Origin of the sequence: Pseudomonas sp. JZ134 (genome assembly GCF_051027695.1) — a bacterium.
Classification (GTDB): Bacteria; Pseudomonadota; Gammaproteobacteria; order Pseudomonadales; family Pseudomonadaceae; genus Chryseomonas; species Chryseomonas luteola.
This window is the reverse complement of sequence record NZ_CP069250.1, coordinates 86,243-103,480: the sequence shown is the minus strand read 5'-3', so window position 1 is coordinate 103,480 and position 17,238 is coordinate 86,243. Positions and strand designations below refer to the sequence as shown.

Sequence of the window (17,238 nt, the reverse complement as noted above, 5' to 3'; positions counted from 1 at the left end):
ACTTTTATCACTTTGAACCCCTAATGGACCCTTCCCCTAGTTTCGATACCTCAGTACTTTTCGCTGACTTCGGTCTTGTTCTTTTTGCGCTGCTGCTGGTGCTGCTCAACGGCTTTTTCGTAGCCGCCGAGTTCGCCATGGTCAAGCTGCGCGCCACACGTGTAGAAGGTCTGGCTGAAAGCCATGGCTGGCGCGGCCGTATCCTGCGTACCGTGCATAACCAGCTCGATGCCTATCTGTCCGCCTGCCAGTTGGGTATTACCCTGGCCTCCCTGGGTCTGGGCTGGGTGGGCGAGCCTGCCTTTGCCGAGCTGCTGGAGCCTCTGCTCCGCATGGCTGGAGTAGATACGCCTGAGCTTGTACATGGCATCGCGTTCTTTACAGCCTTCTTTATCATCTCCTATCTACACATCGTGGTCGGCGAGCTGGCGCCCAAGTCCTGGGCTATCCGCAAGCCGGATCTGCTATCGCTATGGACAGCCGTCCCGCTATACCTGTTCTACTGGCTGATGTATCCCGCCATCTGGCTGCTCAATGCCAGCGCAAACGCCATTCTGCGTATCGCCGGCCAGGGCTCGTCCAATGGCGATCACGAGCACCATTACAGCCGTGATGAGCTCAAGCTGATTCTGCACTCCAGCCGCGCGCTGGATCCTACTGACCAAGGCATGCGTGTGCTGGCGTCGGCGGTCGAGCTGGAAGAGCTGGAAGTGGTGGACTGGGCGAACTCACGTGAGGACCTCATCTACCTGGACCACACGGCCTCGCTGGAAGAGATCCTGACCATCATCCGTCGTCACAAGTACAGCCGCTACCCGGTTTACAACGAGGAAGAGAACGTATTCATCGGTGTCTTGCATATCAAGGACCTGTTGCTGGCAATCGCCGGACTGGATTCCCAGGCCGAGTCGTTCGAGTTGGACGAGTTGATCCACCCGCTTGAGCGTGTCTCCAAGCACATGCCGCTCAGCCGCCTGCTCGAGCAATTCCGCCAGGGCGGCGCGCATTTCGTGCTGGTCGAAGAGGCTGACCACAAGGTCGTAGGCTTCCTCACTATGGAAGACGTCCTGGAAGTGCTGGTCGGCGATATTCAGGACGAGCACCGCAAGGCCGAGCGTGGCGTGTTGGCCTATCAGCCCGGCAAGCTGCTCGTACGTGGCGATACCCCGCTGTTCAAGATCGAGCGCCTGTTGCACATCGACCTGGATCATGTCGAAGCGGACACCATGGCCGGCCTCGTCTATGACAGCTTGAAGCGCGTACCTGAAGAGGACGAGGTTCTGGAAGCCGAAGGCCTGCGCATCATCATCAAGAAGATGAAAGGTCCGAAGATCATTCTGGCCAAAGTCATCAAGCTGGGCGGCGAAGAAGATGCCCTACGGCATCATTGATCGATGCCTATAAAAAAGGCCGGCATTGATGCCGGCCTTTTTCTTTTCATGCACGCTTAGACTTCGCCAAAGTAGGCGCGGTTGCGGCCTTCCTGTTTAGCATGGCTCAACGCCTTGAGCGCCGTGTTGATCAGACTCTTGTCACTGTCGTCCAGGGTCGGCACGATACTGGCGATGCCGGCGCTAACGCTGAAGCTGACGGTTGCACTGCCGTACTCCAGGCGCAGCATACTTGTTTCGGCGCAGATCCGATTGGCCAGCGCCACTGCATCAGCCTCGCCAGTGGCCGGCAGGACAAGCACGAACGTGTCATCCCGGAAGCGGGCGGCCATGTCGCCTGCGCGCTTAGTGTAGTTCTTCAGCAGACCGGCCAGCGCCCGCAGGCATTCATCGCCGAGCGGGCTGCCAAAGGCATCGTTGATTTCCTTGAAATGGTCAATGTCGATCACGACCAGCGACACAACCACCTGATTGCGCTTGGCGCGGTTGACCTCTTCGGTGAAGTGGCGATCGAAGCATGGACGGCTCAAGGCTCCGGTCAGGGTATCGATCGTACTCAGACGAATGACCTCGTCATTGGCTGCTCGTAATGCCTCATTGGCCCGCTCGAGCACATCCACCTGCGCCTCGATATGCTGTTGCAGCTCCTCATTACGCTTGTGCTGCCGCTCCAGTGTCTGCTGCTGAGCCTGCAAAGCCTGCTTATGCCGCTGCACCTGCTGATTGCTGGCCAAAAGGGCTTCCTTCTGTATGTTCAAACGCTCGGCGCCCTCATGGTCATGGCGGATATCCAGCGCAACGGACAGCAGCATGAACTCGAAGGCAAAGCCGATGATTTGCACATCCAGGATAAACGGTGACAGCGTGATCCAGTCCAGGATGGCCATGAGCATCAGTATCGTGCTCACCGCCAGTACGGACCAGGCAATGGCCAGGTACTTGGCCGACGGATTGCCCTTTCGCCACAACGACAGGGTCATGGCAATCCCCAGCAGGCAACTCACAAGACCTGCCGGCTCGATCATCAGGAAGCGGACCAGCATCGGCTCGATAGCAATCAATGCTGCTGCCAAGGCCCAATAACCGATCAACCCCAGGACGACCAGCCGCCATCCCCGGTAGCGATCCACATTGAGGAAGCGCCGGGCAAACACGATGGCCGTAAGAAAGCTCAAGCAGCCAAAGCCTACATAAGTTCGGATGGAAAACGCAGGCCACTCCGGCCACAGATAGCGCTGGCCGATGCCGGTCAGGCTGAGTTCATAGCCCAGGATGCTGACCAGGTAGAGGCAATACCATAAATGATTGGGGTCGCGCTGCCGCCAGTACCGGCTGCCGTTATAAACCAGCAGGGCCAGCATGAAGCCAAAGAAGAGCGTCAGCAGGGCGAGCGAAGTCTTCTCCTGCGCCTGGTAATGCTCCGGTGTCATCAGCCACATCGGAACCAGCATCGGCTCATAGGAGCGCAGGCGCAGGTAGACGAACGCCTTGTCACCTGCCGAAAGGGTTAGAGGAAAGACAAACGCCCGCTCCTTGAGGGAACGTATGCTCATGGGCAAGCTATCCCCAGCGGTTTCGACCGGCCCCCATGACTCGCTGGACTGGGAGCGAACCCGCACATCGACCTGATTGAGAATGGGTGGCTGAATCACCAGGTAGCGCTGCTGAGCGCGATCGGTGGGGTTGTGCACTTCGAAGCGTAGCCAGGCACCGATCTGTTGCCGACCCAGATTGACCGTCTCATCCCCCAGTGACTGCCAGCGATCCTCAAGCCCTGCCGCCGCTGCCTGCTCGAAGGTCAGGGTAGCGGAAGCCTGCAGGTAGCTCACCGAGTGTAACGAGACCTTCTCCTGCGCGTCGTTCAGGATCACCGCCCGGGGCAATGGATCGAACAAGGTCTCAGCCTGCAGCGACGCGCTGAAGAACACGATCCAGAACAGCATTACCCCATACAGACGCATCAGTCATTCCTCGACCAGACCTGAGAATGCTCGGTTCATACGTTAAGAAAGCAAGGCTTTCTATGCAGCATTCCATCACTGCAAACAACCGAAAGCTTGCAATTACTGGGCGTTCCCAACAACCCGCCGCTCTCTAATGAGACAAGTATGGCGAGTCAGAACGACGCTAGAAAGAAATTTGAGAGGTAAACCGCAAAACAATCAAGCGTTACGGCCCACCCACAGCAAAATTAGGCAGGCTGTCGACCGGCTGGGCAAACCGGAATGGAATCGACTCCAACGCCAGTCCTGTGTTGCGCTGTACCACAAAATGCAGGTGCGGACCGGTGCTGTGACCCGTGTTGCCGGACAGCGCCAGCGGCGTACCGGTCATCACACGCTGTCCCTCCCGCACCTTGACCGAGCCCTGCATCAGGTGCAGGTACACACTCATGGTGCCGTCATCGTGCAGGACACGCACGAAATTGCCCGAAGGGTTGGCGCTACGGCCCTGTTGCTGATCGTTTTCAACCTTGACCACAGTACCTGGACGCGACGCAATGATGGGCGTGCCCTCTGGCATCGCAATATCGATGGCGTAACGTCCTCTGGGCGTGTTGTGGCTAAATGCACCGTTTGCCCCCTGACTGATCCGGAACGGCCCGCCCACCCATGGCAGCGGATAGGCATAATCCCGCGCGCCCTGCCCTGGGTCGCCCATCGCATAGTTGAAGGTCGGCTTGTAATGAATCGCCACACCCTGCACCTCTTTTTTCAAGCGCATCAGGGTGGTGGTGCTGTTGGGTGGTAGAACGCGGCGGACCGAAGCCGACTCGTTGATACCAGCCACGTTCTTGAGCTGATCCAGACGAAGCTCGACCTGAACCGGCACCAGCAGGTCGTTACGGGCCTCGAAAACAGTCTCGTTGCCCAATTTTTTTGTATTCAGTCGAACCTGACGCTCGATACGCTCGTTGGTATCGTCCTCGAAGACAAGTACCTTGGCGCCCTTGGTAACCTTGTCCGTATAGGTCACCACACCGTTGGCATCTGTGTATTTGTAGATGGGCGAAGCCCACGTCGCTGCCGCCAGCGTGAACAAGCCACATAGCAAAAAGAGACGTTTCAACATGCAGGTGCAGAACCAGGCGCTTTTCAGGGGGCGCAAGCCTATCAGTGGAACACGCTCCCGACGAGGCTTCACTCGTCGGGATGTGATGATCGGCATCGGCATGATGGAAGCTTACGCGCCGGGAACGTAGTGCTTTTGCGCCGTACCGCGGGCGATCAGGCGGGACAGGTATTCCAGCTTAGCCGGGTCCTTATCCACAAAGCGGAAGAACAGCTGCAGCCATTCGCTGGAAGGTTTGGGCTCCAGGGCTGCAACGGAGTGCAGATAGCCGTTGAGGCGGGCAATCTCCTGCACCTCCTCACCCTGCTCCAGATCCAGTACAGCGTTATCCAGCACCTGAGGCAGGATATCGCCCCGCTTAACGATCAGAACGGCTTCCTTGAGGCTCAGGGCCTTGATTACACAAGCCATGCCAGCATTAGCCAAGCGCAGTTGCCCTTGACCAAAATTGACTTTTCCGCCGCCAGAAGAACGCGCCGCGGCTTGGCCCGGCTGGCTACCGGTTAATGCGCTCAGCGAGTCGTTGGCAAAAGCCGAGGCTGCACGCTGAGGACCACGAGCCACGAGTGCTTCCAGCTTGCCGACACGGCTCAGGGCCTTCTTGACCTTGGTGATCAGTTGTTCGTTGGTGAACGGCTTGCCAACAAAGTCGGAAACGCCCGCCTGAATGGCCTGCATGACGTTGTCCTTGTCGCCACGGCTGGTCACCATGATGAAAGGTGTTTTCTGATGAGCCGGTTCGCTTCTGCACCACGTCAGCAGCTCAAGACCGGACATCTCCGGCATCTCCCAATCGCACAGGATCAGATCGAAAGACTGCTTGCTCAACATTGCCTGAGCCTTGCGTCCGTCCGCTGCATCCTCCATTTCGATACCCGGAAGTTGGCTACGTAGCCCTTTTTTGATCAAGTCGCGGATAAATGGTGCGTCATCCACGATCAGTACAGATACCTTACCCATCGATTACTCCATGAAGCCCCGAGCGCAGCTTCATGGATCGCTGAACGCCACGTCGGGAAAGCAAGCTTACTCGCAGCCCAAAAGCGTAGCTGAGAACATGGCCGCCTTCCTGTCGGGGGCCATGGCATCAGTCACGCGGTTTGTTGACTTCTTCTGCCATCCGGGTCAGCCCCAGGTGGCGTACATCCGTTCCACGGACCAGGTAGATCACCAGCTCCGCAATGTTGCGGGCGTGATCGCCAATGCGCTCCAGCGAACGCAGCGCCCAAATGACGCTGAGTACGCGGGAAATTGCCCGCGGGTCTTCCATCATGTAGGTCGCCAGCTCACGGATCGCCGTCTTGTATTCACGGTCGACGATCTTGTCGTGCTGGGCGACGGAGAGGGCCAGCTCAGCATCGAAGCGCGCGAACGCATCCAGTGCCTCCTGAACCATCTTGCGTACCTGTTCGCCAATATGGCGCACTTCCACATAGCCACGCGGGGCTTCACCGTCTTCACAGAGCTCGATGGCACGACGTGCAATTTTCGAGGACTCATCGCCGATCCGCTCAAGGTCGATCACCGACTTGGAAATGCTGATGATCAGGCGCAGGTCCGACGCTGCCGGCTGCCGACGCGCCAGGATGCGTAGGCATTCTTCGTCGATGTTGCGCTCCATCATGTCGATCTGATCATCGATTTCCCGCACCTGCTGCGCCAGACCAGAGTCGGCGTTAATCAGGGCACTTACGGCATCACTGACCTGCTTCTCGACCAACCCACCCATCGCCAGCAGATGGCTACGGACTTCTTCGAGTTCGGTGTTGAACTGCTGCGATATGTGGTGGTTGAGGCTTTCTTTGCTGATCATGGCGTTGTCGTCCTGTAAAGAATGGAGCCAACCCCCTCGGGCGGCGCTCCCTGGAACAGACCGCATCAACTACGTGGCACTGCTTACCTATAAAGCTGTGATTGCCACTGTATCGTCAGACTGCCCGGTTTATTTAGATTCCTTTCTGAAAAGATGCTGAGCGGTAACACCACCTGAAGCCATGCGCAGCGCCCGATTGGGTTATCGGCAAAAACGCGCTTGAGTATAGGGGTAGTGATTGACTTCCTGGTCAGCAACACCTTTCAGTGGGAAACCCGATAGTTAAATAGACATAAGGTAGGCTATAGAGTGTGACGGTTTCATTACCCGTAACGCCCTGTAATGTAATCTTCGGTCTGTTTCTTGGTCGGGTTGGTGAACACGGTGTCGGTATCGCCATACTCGATTAGCTTGCCCATATACATGAAAGCCGTGTAATCGGATACACGAGCGGCCTGCTGCATGTTGTGCGTCACGATGACAATGGTGTATCGCGTCTTCAGCTCATAGATCAGCTCCTCGATCTTGAGCGAAGAGATCGGATCCAGGGCGGAGCTGGGTTCGTCGAGTAGCAGCACTTCCGGCTGCACAGCGATGGTTCGGGCAATCACCAGACGCTGCTGCTGCCCGCCGGAGAGGCCCAGTGCCGACTCATGCAGGCGATCCTTGACCTCCTCCCAGAGTGCAGCCCCCTTGAGCGCCCACTCAACGGCCTCGTCAAGCATGCGCTTTTTCTTGATGCCCTGAATGCGCAGGCCATAAACCACATTTTCATAGATGCTTTTGGGAAACGGGTTGGGCTTCTGGAATACCATGCCGACCCGGCGCCGCAGTTCGGCCACGTCGGTCCCCTTGGCAAAGATATTCTGTCCATCCAGGCGAATCTCGCCATTGATCCGGCAGCCATCGACCAGATCGTTCATCCGGTTGAAGCAACGCAGCAGCGTGGATTTGCCGCAGCCCGAAGGCCCGATAAAAGATGTGACACGTTGTTTGGGAATGTTCAGGTTGATGTCGAACAGCGCCTGCTTCTGTCCATAGAACAGGTTCAAGCCGGGTACTTCCAGGGCCACGGGCTCAGCCGCCGGGTCAAGCCCTTGCCGCTCACGCCTGCCAACATTGAGCCCGAACCTCGGCCGTTGCATTTCACGCATGGATGACTCCATTGGGCCTCTCGGCCGCGTTGGGGCGCCACGGTATGCCGAGCGCCCGGATTCGTTTAGTTGTCCATCGCCCGATACTTCTCCCGCAGGCGATTACGGATCGCCACCGCCGAGAGATTGAGCGCAGCAATCACCAGGACCAACAGCAACGCCGTGGCATAAACCAGCGGCCGGGCCGCTTCGACGTTCGGGCTCTGAAAGCCGACATCGAAGATATGAAAGCCCAGGTGCATGATCTTTTGATCCAGGTGCAGATAGGGGTAATTCAGATTCACGGGCAGTGTCGGCGCAAGCTTTACCACGCCCACCAGCATCAGCGGCGCCACTTCGCCCGCTGCGCGCGCAATCGCCAGGATCAGCCCTGTCATCATGGCCGGGCTGGCCATCGGCAGCACGACGCGCCACAGGGTTTCAGCCTGAGTCGCTCCCAGCGCCAACGACCCCTCGCGTACGCTTCTTGGAATTCGGGCCAGTCCTTCTTCGGTCGCTACGATCACCACCGGTACAGCCAGAATAGCCAGGGTCAGGGAGGCCCACAGCAGGCCGGGTGTCCCAAAGGTCGGAGCCGGCAGCGACGCGCGAAAGAACAGTTGATCAATCGAACCGCCCAGCACGTAGACGAAAAAACCCAACCCAAATACGCCATAGACGATGGCCGGAACACCGGCGAGGTTGTTGACAGCGATACGGATCAGGCGCGTCATCAGCCCCTGCTTGGCGTATTCGCGTAGATACACAGCGGCAATCACACCAAAGGGCGTCACGATCACAGCCATGATCAGGGTCATCATCACCGTTCCGAAAATAGCCGGGAACACACCGCCTTCGGTATTGGCCTCACGCGGATCGGAAGATAGAAACTCCCATAATTTGGCGAAATAGAAGCCCAGCTTCTGAAAGCTGCTCATGGCGTTGGGCTGGTAGGCGTGGACGACGTTACCCAGGCGAATCTCGGTTTCCTGCCCGGAGGCATCCCGCACCGTGAGGCTGTCGCGTTCGAACTCCTGGCGCAATGCGTTCAGCTGTGTCTCGAGGTCATGGTAGCGGGCATCCAGCTCGCTGCGCTCGGCAGCCAGATCCGCCTGGGCAGCCGCGTCAAGCCGGTCGTCCAGCTCAAGGCTACGCATCTGTAGCCGGAGACGCTCGATATCGTGGTTTACACCACCAATCTCGACCTTCTCGATACGGCTGATCCGGCTGGCCAGCGAATCGATGCGCTTGAGACGTTCACGCATCGCCGGCAGAGCCGCATCCCCTTCCGCAACGACCCTGCCCGCCTCCTTGACGTTGACCAGATAACCGTAGAAGTTGCCCCATTCGCGGCGCTCCAGCGCAATAGCATCCTTGGGAGATTTCTGCTCCTGAAGCCAATCACCTACGACCCAGACGAAATCACTGCCGTACAGCTCCCGATTGCCCAGTTTGACGAGTTGTCGAGTCATGAGGGTTGATCCTTCCGCCTCGACAGGCAGTCCGGCGCTCTTGAGCCGCTCCCGAGGTACCTCTTCGGTCTGGACAACCTCGCCCATGATCATACGGGGCGTCTCGCCGGGTACGGCATAACGCGCCTCGATCACATCAGACGGCCAGAAATGGGCCAGACCGCGCACGGCAATGATGGCGATCAAGCCAATGGTCATGATCACAGAAATGGCCACGGCGCCCCCGCTCAACCAGATGCCCGGCGCACCGCTTTTGAACCACTGCTTCAGGGAGTCCTGCTTCACGGAGTTCTTCACTTATCAGTTCCAGCCCCTTCCAGGGTGCTACAGCCGCCAGGGCAGCGCTTACAACGAGGCATATTTCTTACGCAGTCGATGACGGATCATTTCCGCCAGCGTGTTCATCACGAAGGTAAAGGAAAGCAGCACCAGTGCCGCCAGGAACAGTACGCGGTAATGCGTGCCGCCAACTTCCGACTCCGGCATTTCCACCGCCACGTTGGCCGCCAGGGTCCGCATACCTTCGAAGATATTGGCATCCATGATGGGGGTGTTACCGGTAGCCATCAGTACGATCATGGTCTCGCCTACGGCACGCCCCAGACCGATCATCAAGGCTGAGAAAATGCCTGGGCTGGCCGTCAGGATCACGACCCGGGTCAGGGTCTGCCACGGCGTTGCGCCCAGCGCCAGCGAACCGTAAGTCAAGCTGCGCGGCACGCTGAAAATGGCGTCTTCGGCAATGGAAAAGATATTCGGGATGATGGCAAACCCCATCGCCAGGCCTACGATCAAGGCGTTGCGCTGGTCATAGGTAATGTGGTGCTCATGCAGCCACAAACGCATATCACCATTGAACCACCAGGTTTCCAGATGAGGGCTCATGCTCAGCGCAAACCAGCCTGTAAGCAGCACCACAGGAATAAGCAGCAGGCTTTCCCAGCCGTCGGGCAGGCGGAAGCGAATGGATTCAGGCAGCCGCGACCACACAAGCCCTGCCAGGACAATACCGATCGGTACCAGCAGGATCAGGCTGAAAATTCCCGGCAGATGGCCCTCTACATAAGGAGCCAGGAACAGACCGGCGAAAAAGCCCAGAATTACGGTAGGCAGCGCTTCCATCAGTTCAATGACCGGCTTGACCTTGCGGCGCATGCGCGGCGCCATGAAATACGCGGTGTAGACCGCGGCAGCAATAGCCAGCGGGGCCGCCAGCAGCATGGCGTAGAACGCGGCCTTGAGCGTACCAAAGGTCAGTGGTGCCAAGCTCAGCTTGGGCTCGAAGTCATTGCTTGCCGAGGTGGATTGCCAGACATAGGACGGCTTTTCGTAGTTTTCGTACCAGACCTTGCCCCACAGGGCTGACCAGGAGACCTCCGGGTGTGGATTGTCCAGCGCGAAATTCATGAGCTGGCTGTCACGCTCAAGCAGGACATGGTTGGCCCGCGGCGAGAGCGCCAGCCGGCCGTTGCCGTCAGCGATCTTCTCGGCCAGCACCGTACGCCCGGCGGTGCTGTGGAAAACGCCCAGGTTGCCCTTTTCATCCAGTGCGATGAATCCCTTGCGCCGCTGCTCGGCCACGATCTGCGTGATCGGCGCGTCCTTGAGATGGAAAGTGCGAATGTGCTGAAGCTGGGGTTCGCCGTCCTTGCCACGTGCCATGAACCATTGGCTGATACCTCCCTTGGCATCGCCTACGAGCAGCGAAATCCCGCCAAGCAACTGCGCCGTCACGGTAACCTGGTTATGCGCATCATCGATCAGTCTGTAATGACCATTAAGGGTGCGGTCGCGCAGATCAAAAACATCTGCTGCCGAGCGCCCATTAATCACATACAGCCATTGACCCCGAGGGTCCAGATGCAACGCCTGCACCGTTTGTGAGAGGCGAGGCAAGTCGATTCGCTGCTGCTCAAGGGTGGTTTCGCCCGTCAGCATGTCTTCCGTACGGGTCAGCTTGAACACCAATAGTTCGGATGCATTGGACGCGGCCAGGGTCAACTCGCCTTCGCCTGCCGTCAGGCTCAGATGCTCCAGGGCGCGCCCCTCAGGATCGACCACGACCGGTGCCGGCCCGTAGGGATAATCGACCTGAGGCACGATGACCCGCTTGTTTTCAGGATAAGTCGACTTATAGATGTGTCGGACCAGCAGTGCCCGCCCATTGGAGAGCCCTAGTGCCAGCACCGGCTTAACCAAGTCCTGGGCAACCGAAACCACCTGGGTACCCGAGGGAATTGGCAAAGCCTGCCGACTCAGCTCCGTACCATCCTTGACCCTGAAAAAGACCAGATCGCCCGCCGGGGTGACCTGCATGCCGACTTCGTTCTGTTCCTCCACGCTAAGTACAAGTGGCGCTCCGGCCTGTTGTAGCCAGGCAGGTGTCTGTACGGCCTCGGCTGTCAGCGTAGCCCCTTTGAAGAGCGGCAGGACCACATAGGCCAGGTAGAAGAAGATCAGAGTGATCGCCGCCAGCACGGCCAACCCACCGACCAGCACGTACCACCGCGTGAAACGATCCATGCTGGCTCGCCAGCGGCGCTTGCGACGCATCGCAGGCGTATCGAAATCGATGCGTGCAGGGGATCGGGTTTGGTTCATGAATAGGAAGCCTGGTCCTTCGTCGCGCAGAGCCTAAAGACGAGATATGACAATCAGATGACAGTAATAAGACATGCCAATGCCCACCCGTGCAGAACACGGGCGGGCAACTGTAAAAGAAGCCGGGCTCAGAAGCCCAGATCTTTCCTGGCTTTTTCGGCAACCTTGGCCGGAATCGGAATATAACCGTCCTTCACGACTGCCTCTTGCCCTGTCTTGGACAGCACCATCTTCAGGAACTCGCTCTCCATTGGACTTAGGGGTTTGTTGGGTGACTTGTTCACATAGATATAAAGGAAGCGGGACAGTGGATAACTACCGTTCAAGGCATTCTGCTCAGTGTCTTCCACATACTTATCCGATCCTCTTTTAGCCAACGGTACGGTTCGCACGCTGGATGTCTTGTACCCGATACCGGAATAACCGACGCCGTTGAGCGACTGGCTAATGGATTGCACGACCGAAGCGGAGCCCGGCTGCTCATTCACGTTTGGCTTGAAGTCACCCTTGCACAGCGCTTCTTCCTTGAAATATCCGTACGTGCCGGATACCGAGTTTCGGCCAAACAACTGAATAGGCCGATTGGCCCACTCGCCCGTCATGCCCAGGTCACCCCAGGTTCTGATGTCCTGTTTGCCACCGCAGAGCAGTGTGGATGAAAAGATGGCATCCACCTGTTCGATAGTCAGCCCCTTGATGGGGTTGTCTTTGTGGACAAACAGCGCCAGCGCATCCACTGCCACCGGGACCGCAGTCGGTCGGTAGCCATATTTCTGCTCGAACGCCTGAACCTCAGAATCCTTCATCCTGCGACTCATAGGTCCCAGGTTGGAAGTACCCTCGGTCAGGGCTGGGGGGGCCGTCGAAGAACCGGCCGCCTGCACTTGAATGTTTACACTGGGATAATTGCGCTTGTAGGTCTCGGCCCACAGAGTCATGAGGTTCGCGAGAGTATCCGAACCGATACTGGACAGGTTACCCGATACCCCGCTGGCCTTCTGGTAATCTGGAAGCGCCGGGTCGATGGCCGCTACAGCAGTCGTTGCGCTGAGTCCCACAGCGGCAAACGTCATGGCGGCCATCAGCCTTTTGAATCTCATACCACATTCCTTGCAAGAATGATTGGGTGGCGCCCATTAGCGATAAGTGGGCATTGAGCCACTATATGACCAAAATATGAACATATTGTGACGCACCCAAGCCCATAGGCCGCCGCGCCCATCCTATTAGGTGCACAGTGCACCATCGTAGCGCCTGCCTGCTGTGCTCAGGCGCCTGTACAGCACAGATTCTTCCCTCAGTTTCTAGCCGATCAGGCCACTTTCAGCGTGTTGACACCCTCCGGCGCGAACCTTGCTTGCCTAGCTATCGACCTCTGGCCGTCCAAGGAGATACCCCATGGCTCATGCGCTTCCTTCGCACGCCGCCTCCGTTACGCCATCGGCAGTCGCCGCCCCACTCCCCCGCGCCAAACTGATCGCCGCTGCCAGCCTGGGTAACGGGCTGGAGATGTTCGATTTTACCGTCTTCAGTTTTTTCGCCAGTCTCATCGGCCAGTTGTACTTTCCCTCGGATACACCCTACGGCTCGCTGCTCATGGCCGTTGCTGTCTTTGGCGTTGGCTTTGTGATGCGCCCCCTGGGCAGCATGGTCCTGGGTGCCTATGCCGACCGTGCCGGACGCAAGGCGGCCATGCTGCTGACCATTCTGCTCATGGGATTGGGCAGCCTGTTTATCGCCTTGACGCCTACCCATGCCCAGATCGGGATTTTCGCACCCCTGCTTCTAGTGGTGGGGCGTCTGTTACAAGGCTTCTCAGCCGGTGGCGAGATTGGGGCAGCCACTGCGTTACTATTGGAATCAGCCAGCCGGGGTCGGCGCGGCTTTTATGTCAGTTGGCAGGTCATCAGCCAGGGCGGCAGCTCCCTATTGGGCGCCATGCTGGCTGCGATCCTGCACGGCTCGCTCAGCGAAGAGGCACTGCATAGCTGGGGTTGGCGCGTACCCTTTCTGATCGGTCTACTGATTATTCCGGTTGGCCTCTACATCCGAGCCCACGTTGATGAAACCTACCAGCCACAAAGCGCTGACAAGCCAGAAGCCGCCCCGGTCATGGCTTTTCTGCGTAGCCATACCCGAGGGTTCCTGCTGGGTCTTTTGATCATCATGTCGGCCACGCTGATGACCTACATCATCCTGTTCTACATGCCGACGTACACCACCCGGGTCTCGCACCTTTCAGCCACAACGGCCTACTGGATGGGTACCGCCAGCAGTGCTGTCCTGATGATATCCGCCCTGTTCGCAGGGCTGGCGGCCGACCGCTTCGGCCACCACAAGCGTCTGGCCGCTGTCGCCCTGGTGGTTGCCATTCTGGCTATCTACCCTGCCTTTGCCTGGTTGGACTCACCCGATACACAGGGGCTGGCTCTGCTGTGCCGCCTGACCGTCGTTGCCGCTCTTGGCATGAACATGACGGCCGGTCTACTGCTTATCAGCGAGTCCCTGCCCCGCTCGGTCCGGGCGACCGGTCTTGCCATGACCTATGCCATCGGCGTCACCCTGTTCGGTGGCACGGCACAGTTCATCGTGACTTGGCTGCTGCAAGTCACACAAGCTCCACTGGCACCTGCTTGGTACCTGATCGTCATGCTGTGCATCGGTCTGGCCGGCCTACTGGCCTTCCAGGAGCGCCACCTCGACTGATCTCGCCACGCGCAAACAAGAGGAATCCAAATGCCTATCGATACACTTCTTCGTGACGACGCTGCCTTGAGAATCGAAGACTTTCTACCCGACATGGTCAACCTCCGGCGGGATATTCACCAGCATCCTGAGCTGGGCTATGAGGAGCGTCGCACCAGCGACCTGGTAGCCGCCTCGCTCAGCACCTGGGGGTATGAAGTCCATCGAGGTCTGGGCGGCACCGGCGTGGTTGGCACGCTCAGGGTCGGCTCGGGTAGCAAGCGACTTGGCATCCGCGCAGACATGGACGCCCTGCCCATTGTAGAAGCCACCGGTCTGCCCTATGCCAGTGCCAATGCCGGCCGGATGCACGCCTGCGGGCATGACGGTCACACCACAACCCTGCTGACAGCGGCCCGCTATCTGGCTGAGACACGCGCCTTTGACGGCACCCTTCATCTGATCTTTCAACCGGCCGAGGAAGGACTTGGTGGCGCATTGCGCATGATCGAAGACGGCTTGTTCAATCTCTTTCCCTGCGATGCCGTGTTTGGCTTCCATAACATGCCGGGTGTACCGGCCGGCCACTTCTGCTTTGTAGAAGGACCGGCCATGGCCTCCGCCGATACTGCCGACCTGCGTATTGTCGGCCAAGGTGGTCATGGCGCCGTACCGCACAAGGCCACCGACCCTGTGGTCGCCAGTGCGTCGACAATCATGGCGTTGCAAAGCATCGTGTCGCGCAATATCGATCCGCTGGAAACAGCGGTCATCAGCATAGGAAGTATTCATGGCGGCCATGCCAATAACGTCATTCCCGATGCGGTAGACATGAAGCTGACGATTCGCGCCTTCAGCAACAGCGTGCGTGATCAGCTGGAGCAGCGTATTCGCGCGGTTACCCAAGCCCAGGCGGAAAGCTTTGGCGCGACTGCCCAGCTGGATTACCGTCGCGGCTATCCGGTACTGGTCAACCATACCCAGGAAACTGCGTTTGCACGGTCAGTGGCAGAAGAGTGTTTTGGCAGCCAGTCTATTGTGCCGAATTTTGCGCCTATCAGCGCCAGCGAGGATTTCGCCTATATGCTTGAGCGGTGTCCGGGGTGTTATCTGTTCATTGGCAATGGCAACAGCGCCAGCCTGCACAACCCCGCCTACGACTTCAATGACGCCCTGCTGCCCATTGGGGCACGCTACTGGGCCAAGCTTGCCGAACGCTACCTCGTCTGAGGCAGCGTTCGAGTACGCGAAGGATCAGGCCGCAACCGGTACGACACGGCGCTCCTGGCTAAGCAGCCAGGCGCCCACCAGCATGCCCAGAATGGCTAGGCCGACCACGTAATAGGCCGGCCCCAACGGATGCTGCTTGAGCATCAGCGTCACGATCATCGGCGTCAGGCCGCCAAAGATGGCATAGGCTAGGTTATAGGAGAACGACAGGCCCGAGAAACGTACCTCGGCCGGGAACGCCAGTACCATGACACGCGGCACGCTCCCGATCACCCCAACTGACAAGCCTGCCAGCGCATACAGCGGGAACAGCCATTCCGGATGCGTCTTGAGGCTGGCGTACATCGTCCAGGATATGATTCCCAGGAGCGCACCGCCGATCAAAAAGATCCGTCCGCTGCCAAAGCGGTCGGACAGCGAGCCCGATATGATGCAACCCACGGTCAGGAACACGATTGCCAGGCTATTGGCTCTGAGCGCTACCGCGGCAGAGAAGCCATATTGAGTCTGCAACAGCGTGGGCGTCATGAGAATAACGACCACGATACCGGCGGTCAGCATCCAGGTCAGCAGCATGGATACGACAACGGCTCCCCGGTGATCACGCAGGACCGCCTTGAGCGGCACTTCACTGGCCAGCGACTTGCGTAGCTGAAGCTCAGCGAAGACCGGGGTCTCATGCAGCCAACGGCGTAAATACACCGAGAATAATCCGAATACGCCACCGATCAAGAAAGGAAAACGCCACGCATAATCGTGCACTTCAACGGGCGTAAATACGGTATTGATCAGCGTCGCCATCAGCGAGCCGAGCAGGATGCCAAAGGTCAACCCGGCCGTCAGCGTACCGCAGGCATAGCCCACATGACGATTCGGGACATGCTCGGCCACGAATACCCACGCACCCGGCACCTCACCGCCAATGGCAGCCCCCTGGATGATGCGCAACAGCAATAGTAGCAGCGGTGCAGCAATGCCGATCTGGGCGTATGTTGGCATCAGGCCCATACCCAGCGTGGGCAGTGCCATCATGAAGATGCTGAGCGTAAACATCTTCTTGCGTCCTAAGAGATCGCCAAAGTGGGCCATGATCACGCCCCCCAGCGGACGTGCCAGATAGCCCGCGGCAAAGATGCCGAAGGTTTGGATCTGGCGCAGCCACTCGGGCATCTCGGCAGGAAAGAACAACTTGCTTACTACGGCGGCAAAAAACACGAAGATCACGAAGTCGTAAAATTCGAGCGCGCCACCCAAGGCGGACAGGGAAAGGGTCTTATAGTCACTGCGCCCTAACGGGCGTGATTCGGGCAAGGCGGAATGGGATTGCGGTCTCATGGCTCAAGTCTCGTTAGAATTATATGCACACGTTCGCGCTAGACCGTGGAACCTGGACAAGCAGGGTTTTCCCGCACACAGGTTCGAGCTACACCGGTGAACGTCTCCCCTAGTTAAGCAGGGAGGCCGTAAATCCGCACGGGGCGGAGACGAGACATTAATACAAGAGCGAGAACCAGGGAAATGAAAAGCCGTGTGAGCACTGGGCCATGATACGTTCGCTCCGTCATCTTGTGGACAACATTGCGAACCTGGCCCGAACCGGTTGAACGCAAACCATCACCTGTGTAGCCATGACACGGCCCGGTCGGGTCTGTCATGTGCAAACCTGCACGATATCAAATTCAAATACCGACGCCCAAGCCGTTCGGCGAATTTATTTAAACTGTCAACACCCTGTCGTACCTGACTGGCACAGTCTATATACTGCCCAGGATCAGACGACATTCGACACGCCCGGTCAGGTTGGCCATATTCTTGCTTTAAAAGGTCTCCCAGCCATCAAA

Annotated in this window: 12 protein-coding genes; 3 read left to right on the top strand and 9 right to left on the bottom strand. The window is 58.2% G+C overall.

Annotated features, from left to right (window positions below):
* Window positions 1-23 precede the first annotated feature (23 nt).
* On the top strand, window positions 24-1,391 hold the full coding sequence (locus JQR86_RS00430; RefSeq protein WP_434154131.1) for a hemolysin family protein: 1,368 nt from the start codon (window positions 24-26) through the stop codon (window positions 1,389-1,391).
* Window positions 1,392-1,447: 56 nt separating this feature from the next.
* Here JQR86_RS00430 and JQR86_RS00425 read toward each other — a convergent pair whose 3' ends face one another.
* The 8 genes from JQR86_RS00425 to JQR86_RS00390 all read right to left on the bottom strand — a co-directional run bounded on the left by JQR86_RS00425 (window position 1,448) and on the right by JQR86_RS00390 (window position 12,582).
* Window positions 1,448-3,352, bottom strand: coding sequence for a sensor domain-containing diguanylate cyclase (locus JQR86_RS00425; protein ID WP_286789137.1), 1,905 nt, complete (start codon window positions 3,350-3,352; stop codon window positions 1,448-1,450).
* A gap of 208 nt (window positions 3,353-3,560) precedes the next feature.
* Window positions 3,561-4,463, bottom strand: coding sequence for a peptidoglycan DD-metalloendopeptidase family protein (locus JQR86_RS00420; RefSeq protein ID WP_404628689.1), 903 nt, complete (start codon window positions 4,461-4,463; stop codon window positions 3,561-3,563).
* Between the two features lie 111 nt (window positions 4,464-4,574).
* The gene (locus JQR86_RS00415; RefSeq protein WP_434154130.1) at window positions 4,575-5,423 is read right to left on the bottom strand and encodes a response regulator; all 849 of its coding nucleotides are present in this window, start codon (window positions 5,421-5,423) and stop codon (window positions 4,575-4,577) included.
* A 127-nt stretch (window positions 5,424-5,550) separates the two neighbouring features.
* A complete protein-coding gene (gene phoU / locus JQR86_RS00410) occupies window positions 5,551-6,276 on the bottom strand; it encodes a phosphate signaling complex protein PhoU (RefSeq protein ID WP_010796260.1) in 726 nt (241 codons plus the stop codon).
* Between the two features lie 323 nt (window positions 6,277-6,599).
* A complete protein-coding gene (gene pstB / locus JQR86_RS00405; RefSeq protein ID WP_037030598.1) occupies window positions 6,600-7,421 on the bottom strand; it encodes a phosphate ABC transporter ATP-binding protein PstB in 822 nt (273 codons plus the stop codon).
* A gap of 74 nt (window positions 7,422-7,495) precedes the next feature.
* Window positions 7,496-9,166: a phosphate ABC transporter permease PstA gene (pstA, locus tag JQR86_RS00400; protein WP_407363419.1), complete on the bottom strand. Its 1,671-nt coding sequence runs from the start codon at window positions 9,164-9,166 to the stop codon at window positions 7,496-7,498.
* A 60-nt stretch (window positions 9,167-9,226) separates the two neighbouring features.
* On the bottom strand, window positions 9,227-11,482 hold the full coding sequence (locus tag JQR86_RS00395) for an ABC transporter permease subunit (RefSeq protein WP_407362560.1): 2,256 nt from the start codon (window positions 11,480-11,482) through the stop codon (window positions 9,227-9,229).
* Between the two features lie 128 nt (window positions 11,483-11,610).
* Entirely contained in the window at window positions 11,611-12,582 is a 972-nt protein-coding gene (locus JQR86_RS00390) for a phosphate ABC transporter substrate-binding protein PstS (RefSeq protein ID WP_407362561.1), read from the bottom strand.
* A 298-nt stretch (window positions 12,583-12,880) separates the two neighbouring features.
* Between JQR86_RS00390 and JQR86_RS00385 the strand changes: the two genes are divergently transcribed.
* Window positions 12,881-14,188 (top strand): MFS transporter, encoded by a 1,308-nt coding sequence (locus tag JQR86_RS00385; protein WP_074820845.1) that lies wholly within the window; start codon window positions 12,881-12,883, stop codon window positions 14,186-14,188.
* Window positions 14,189-14,218: 30 nt separating this feature from the next.
* On the top strand, window positions 14,219-15,397 hold the full coding sequence (locus JQR86_RS00380) for a M20 aminoacylase family protein (RefSeq protein ID WP_434154129.1): 1,179 nt from the start codon (window positions 14,219-14,221) through the stop codon (window positions 15,395-15,397).
* Between the two features lie 24 nt (window positions 15,398-15,421).
* On the opposite strand, the gene JQR86_RS00375 is transcribed toward JQR86_RS00380, so the two are convergent.
* Complete coding sequence (locus tag JQR86_RS00375) at window positions 15,422-16,732, bottom strand: MFS transporter (RefSeq protein ID WP_010796267.1); 1,311 nt, start codon at window positions 16,730-16,732, stop codon at window positions 15,422-15,424.
* Window positions 16,733-17,238 lie beyond the last annotated feature (506 nt).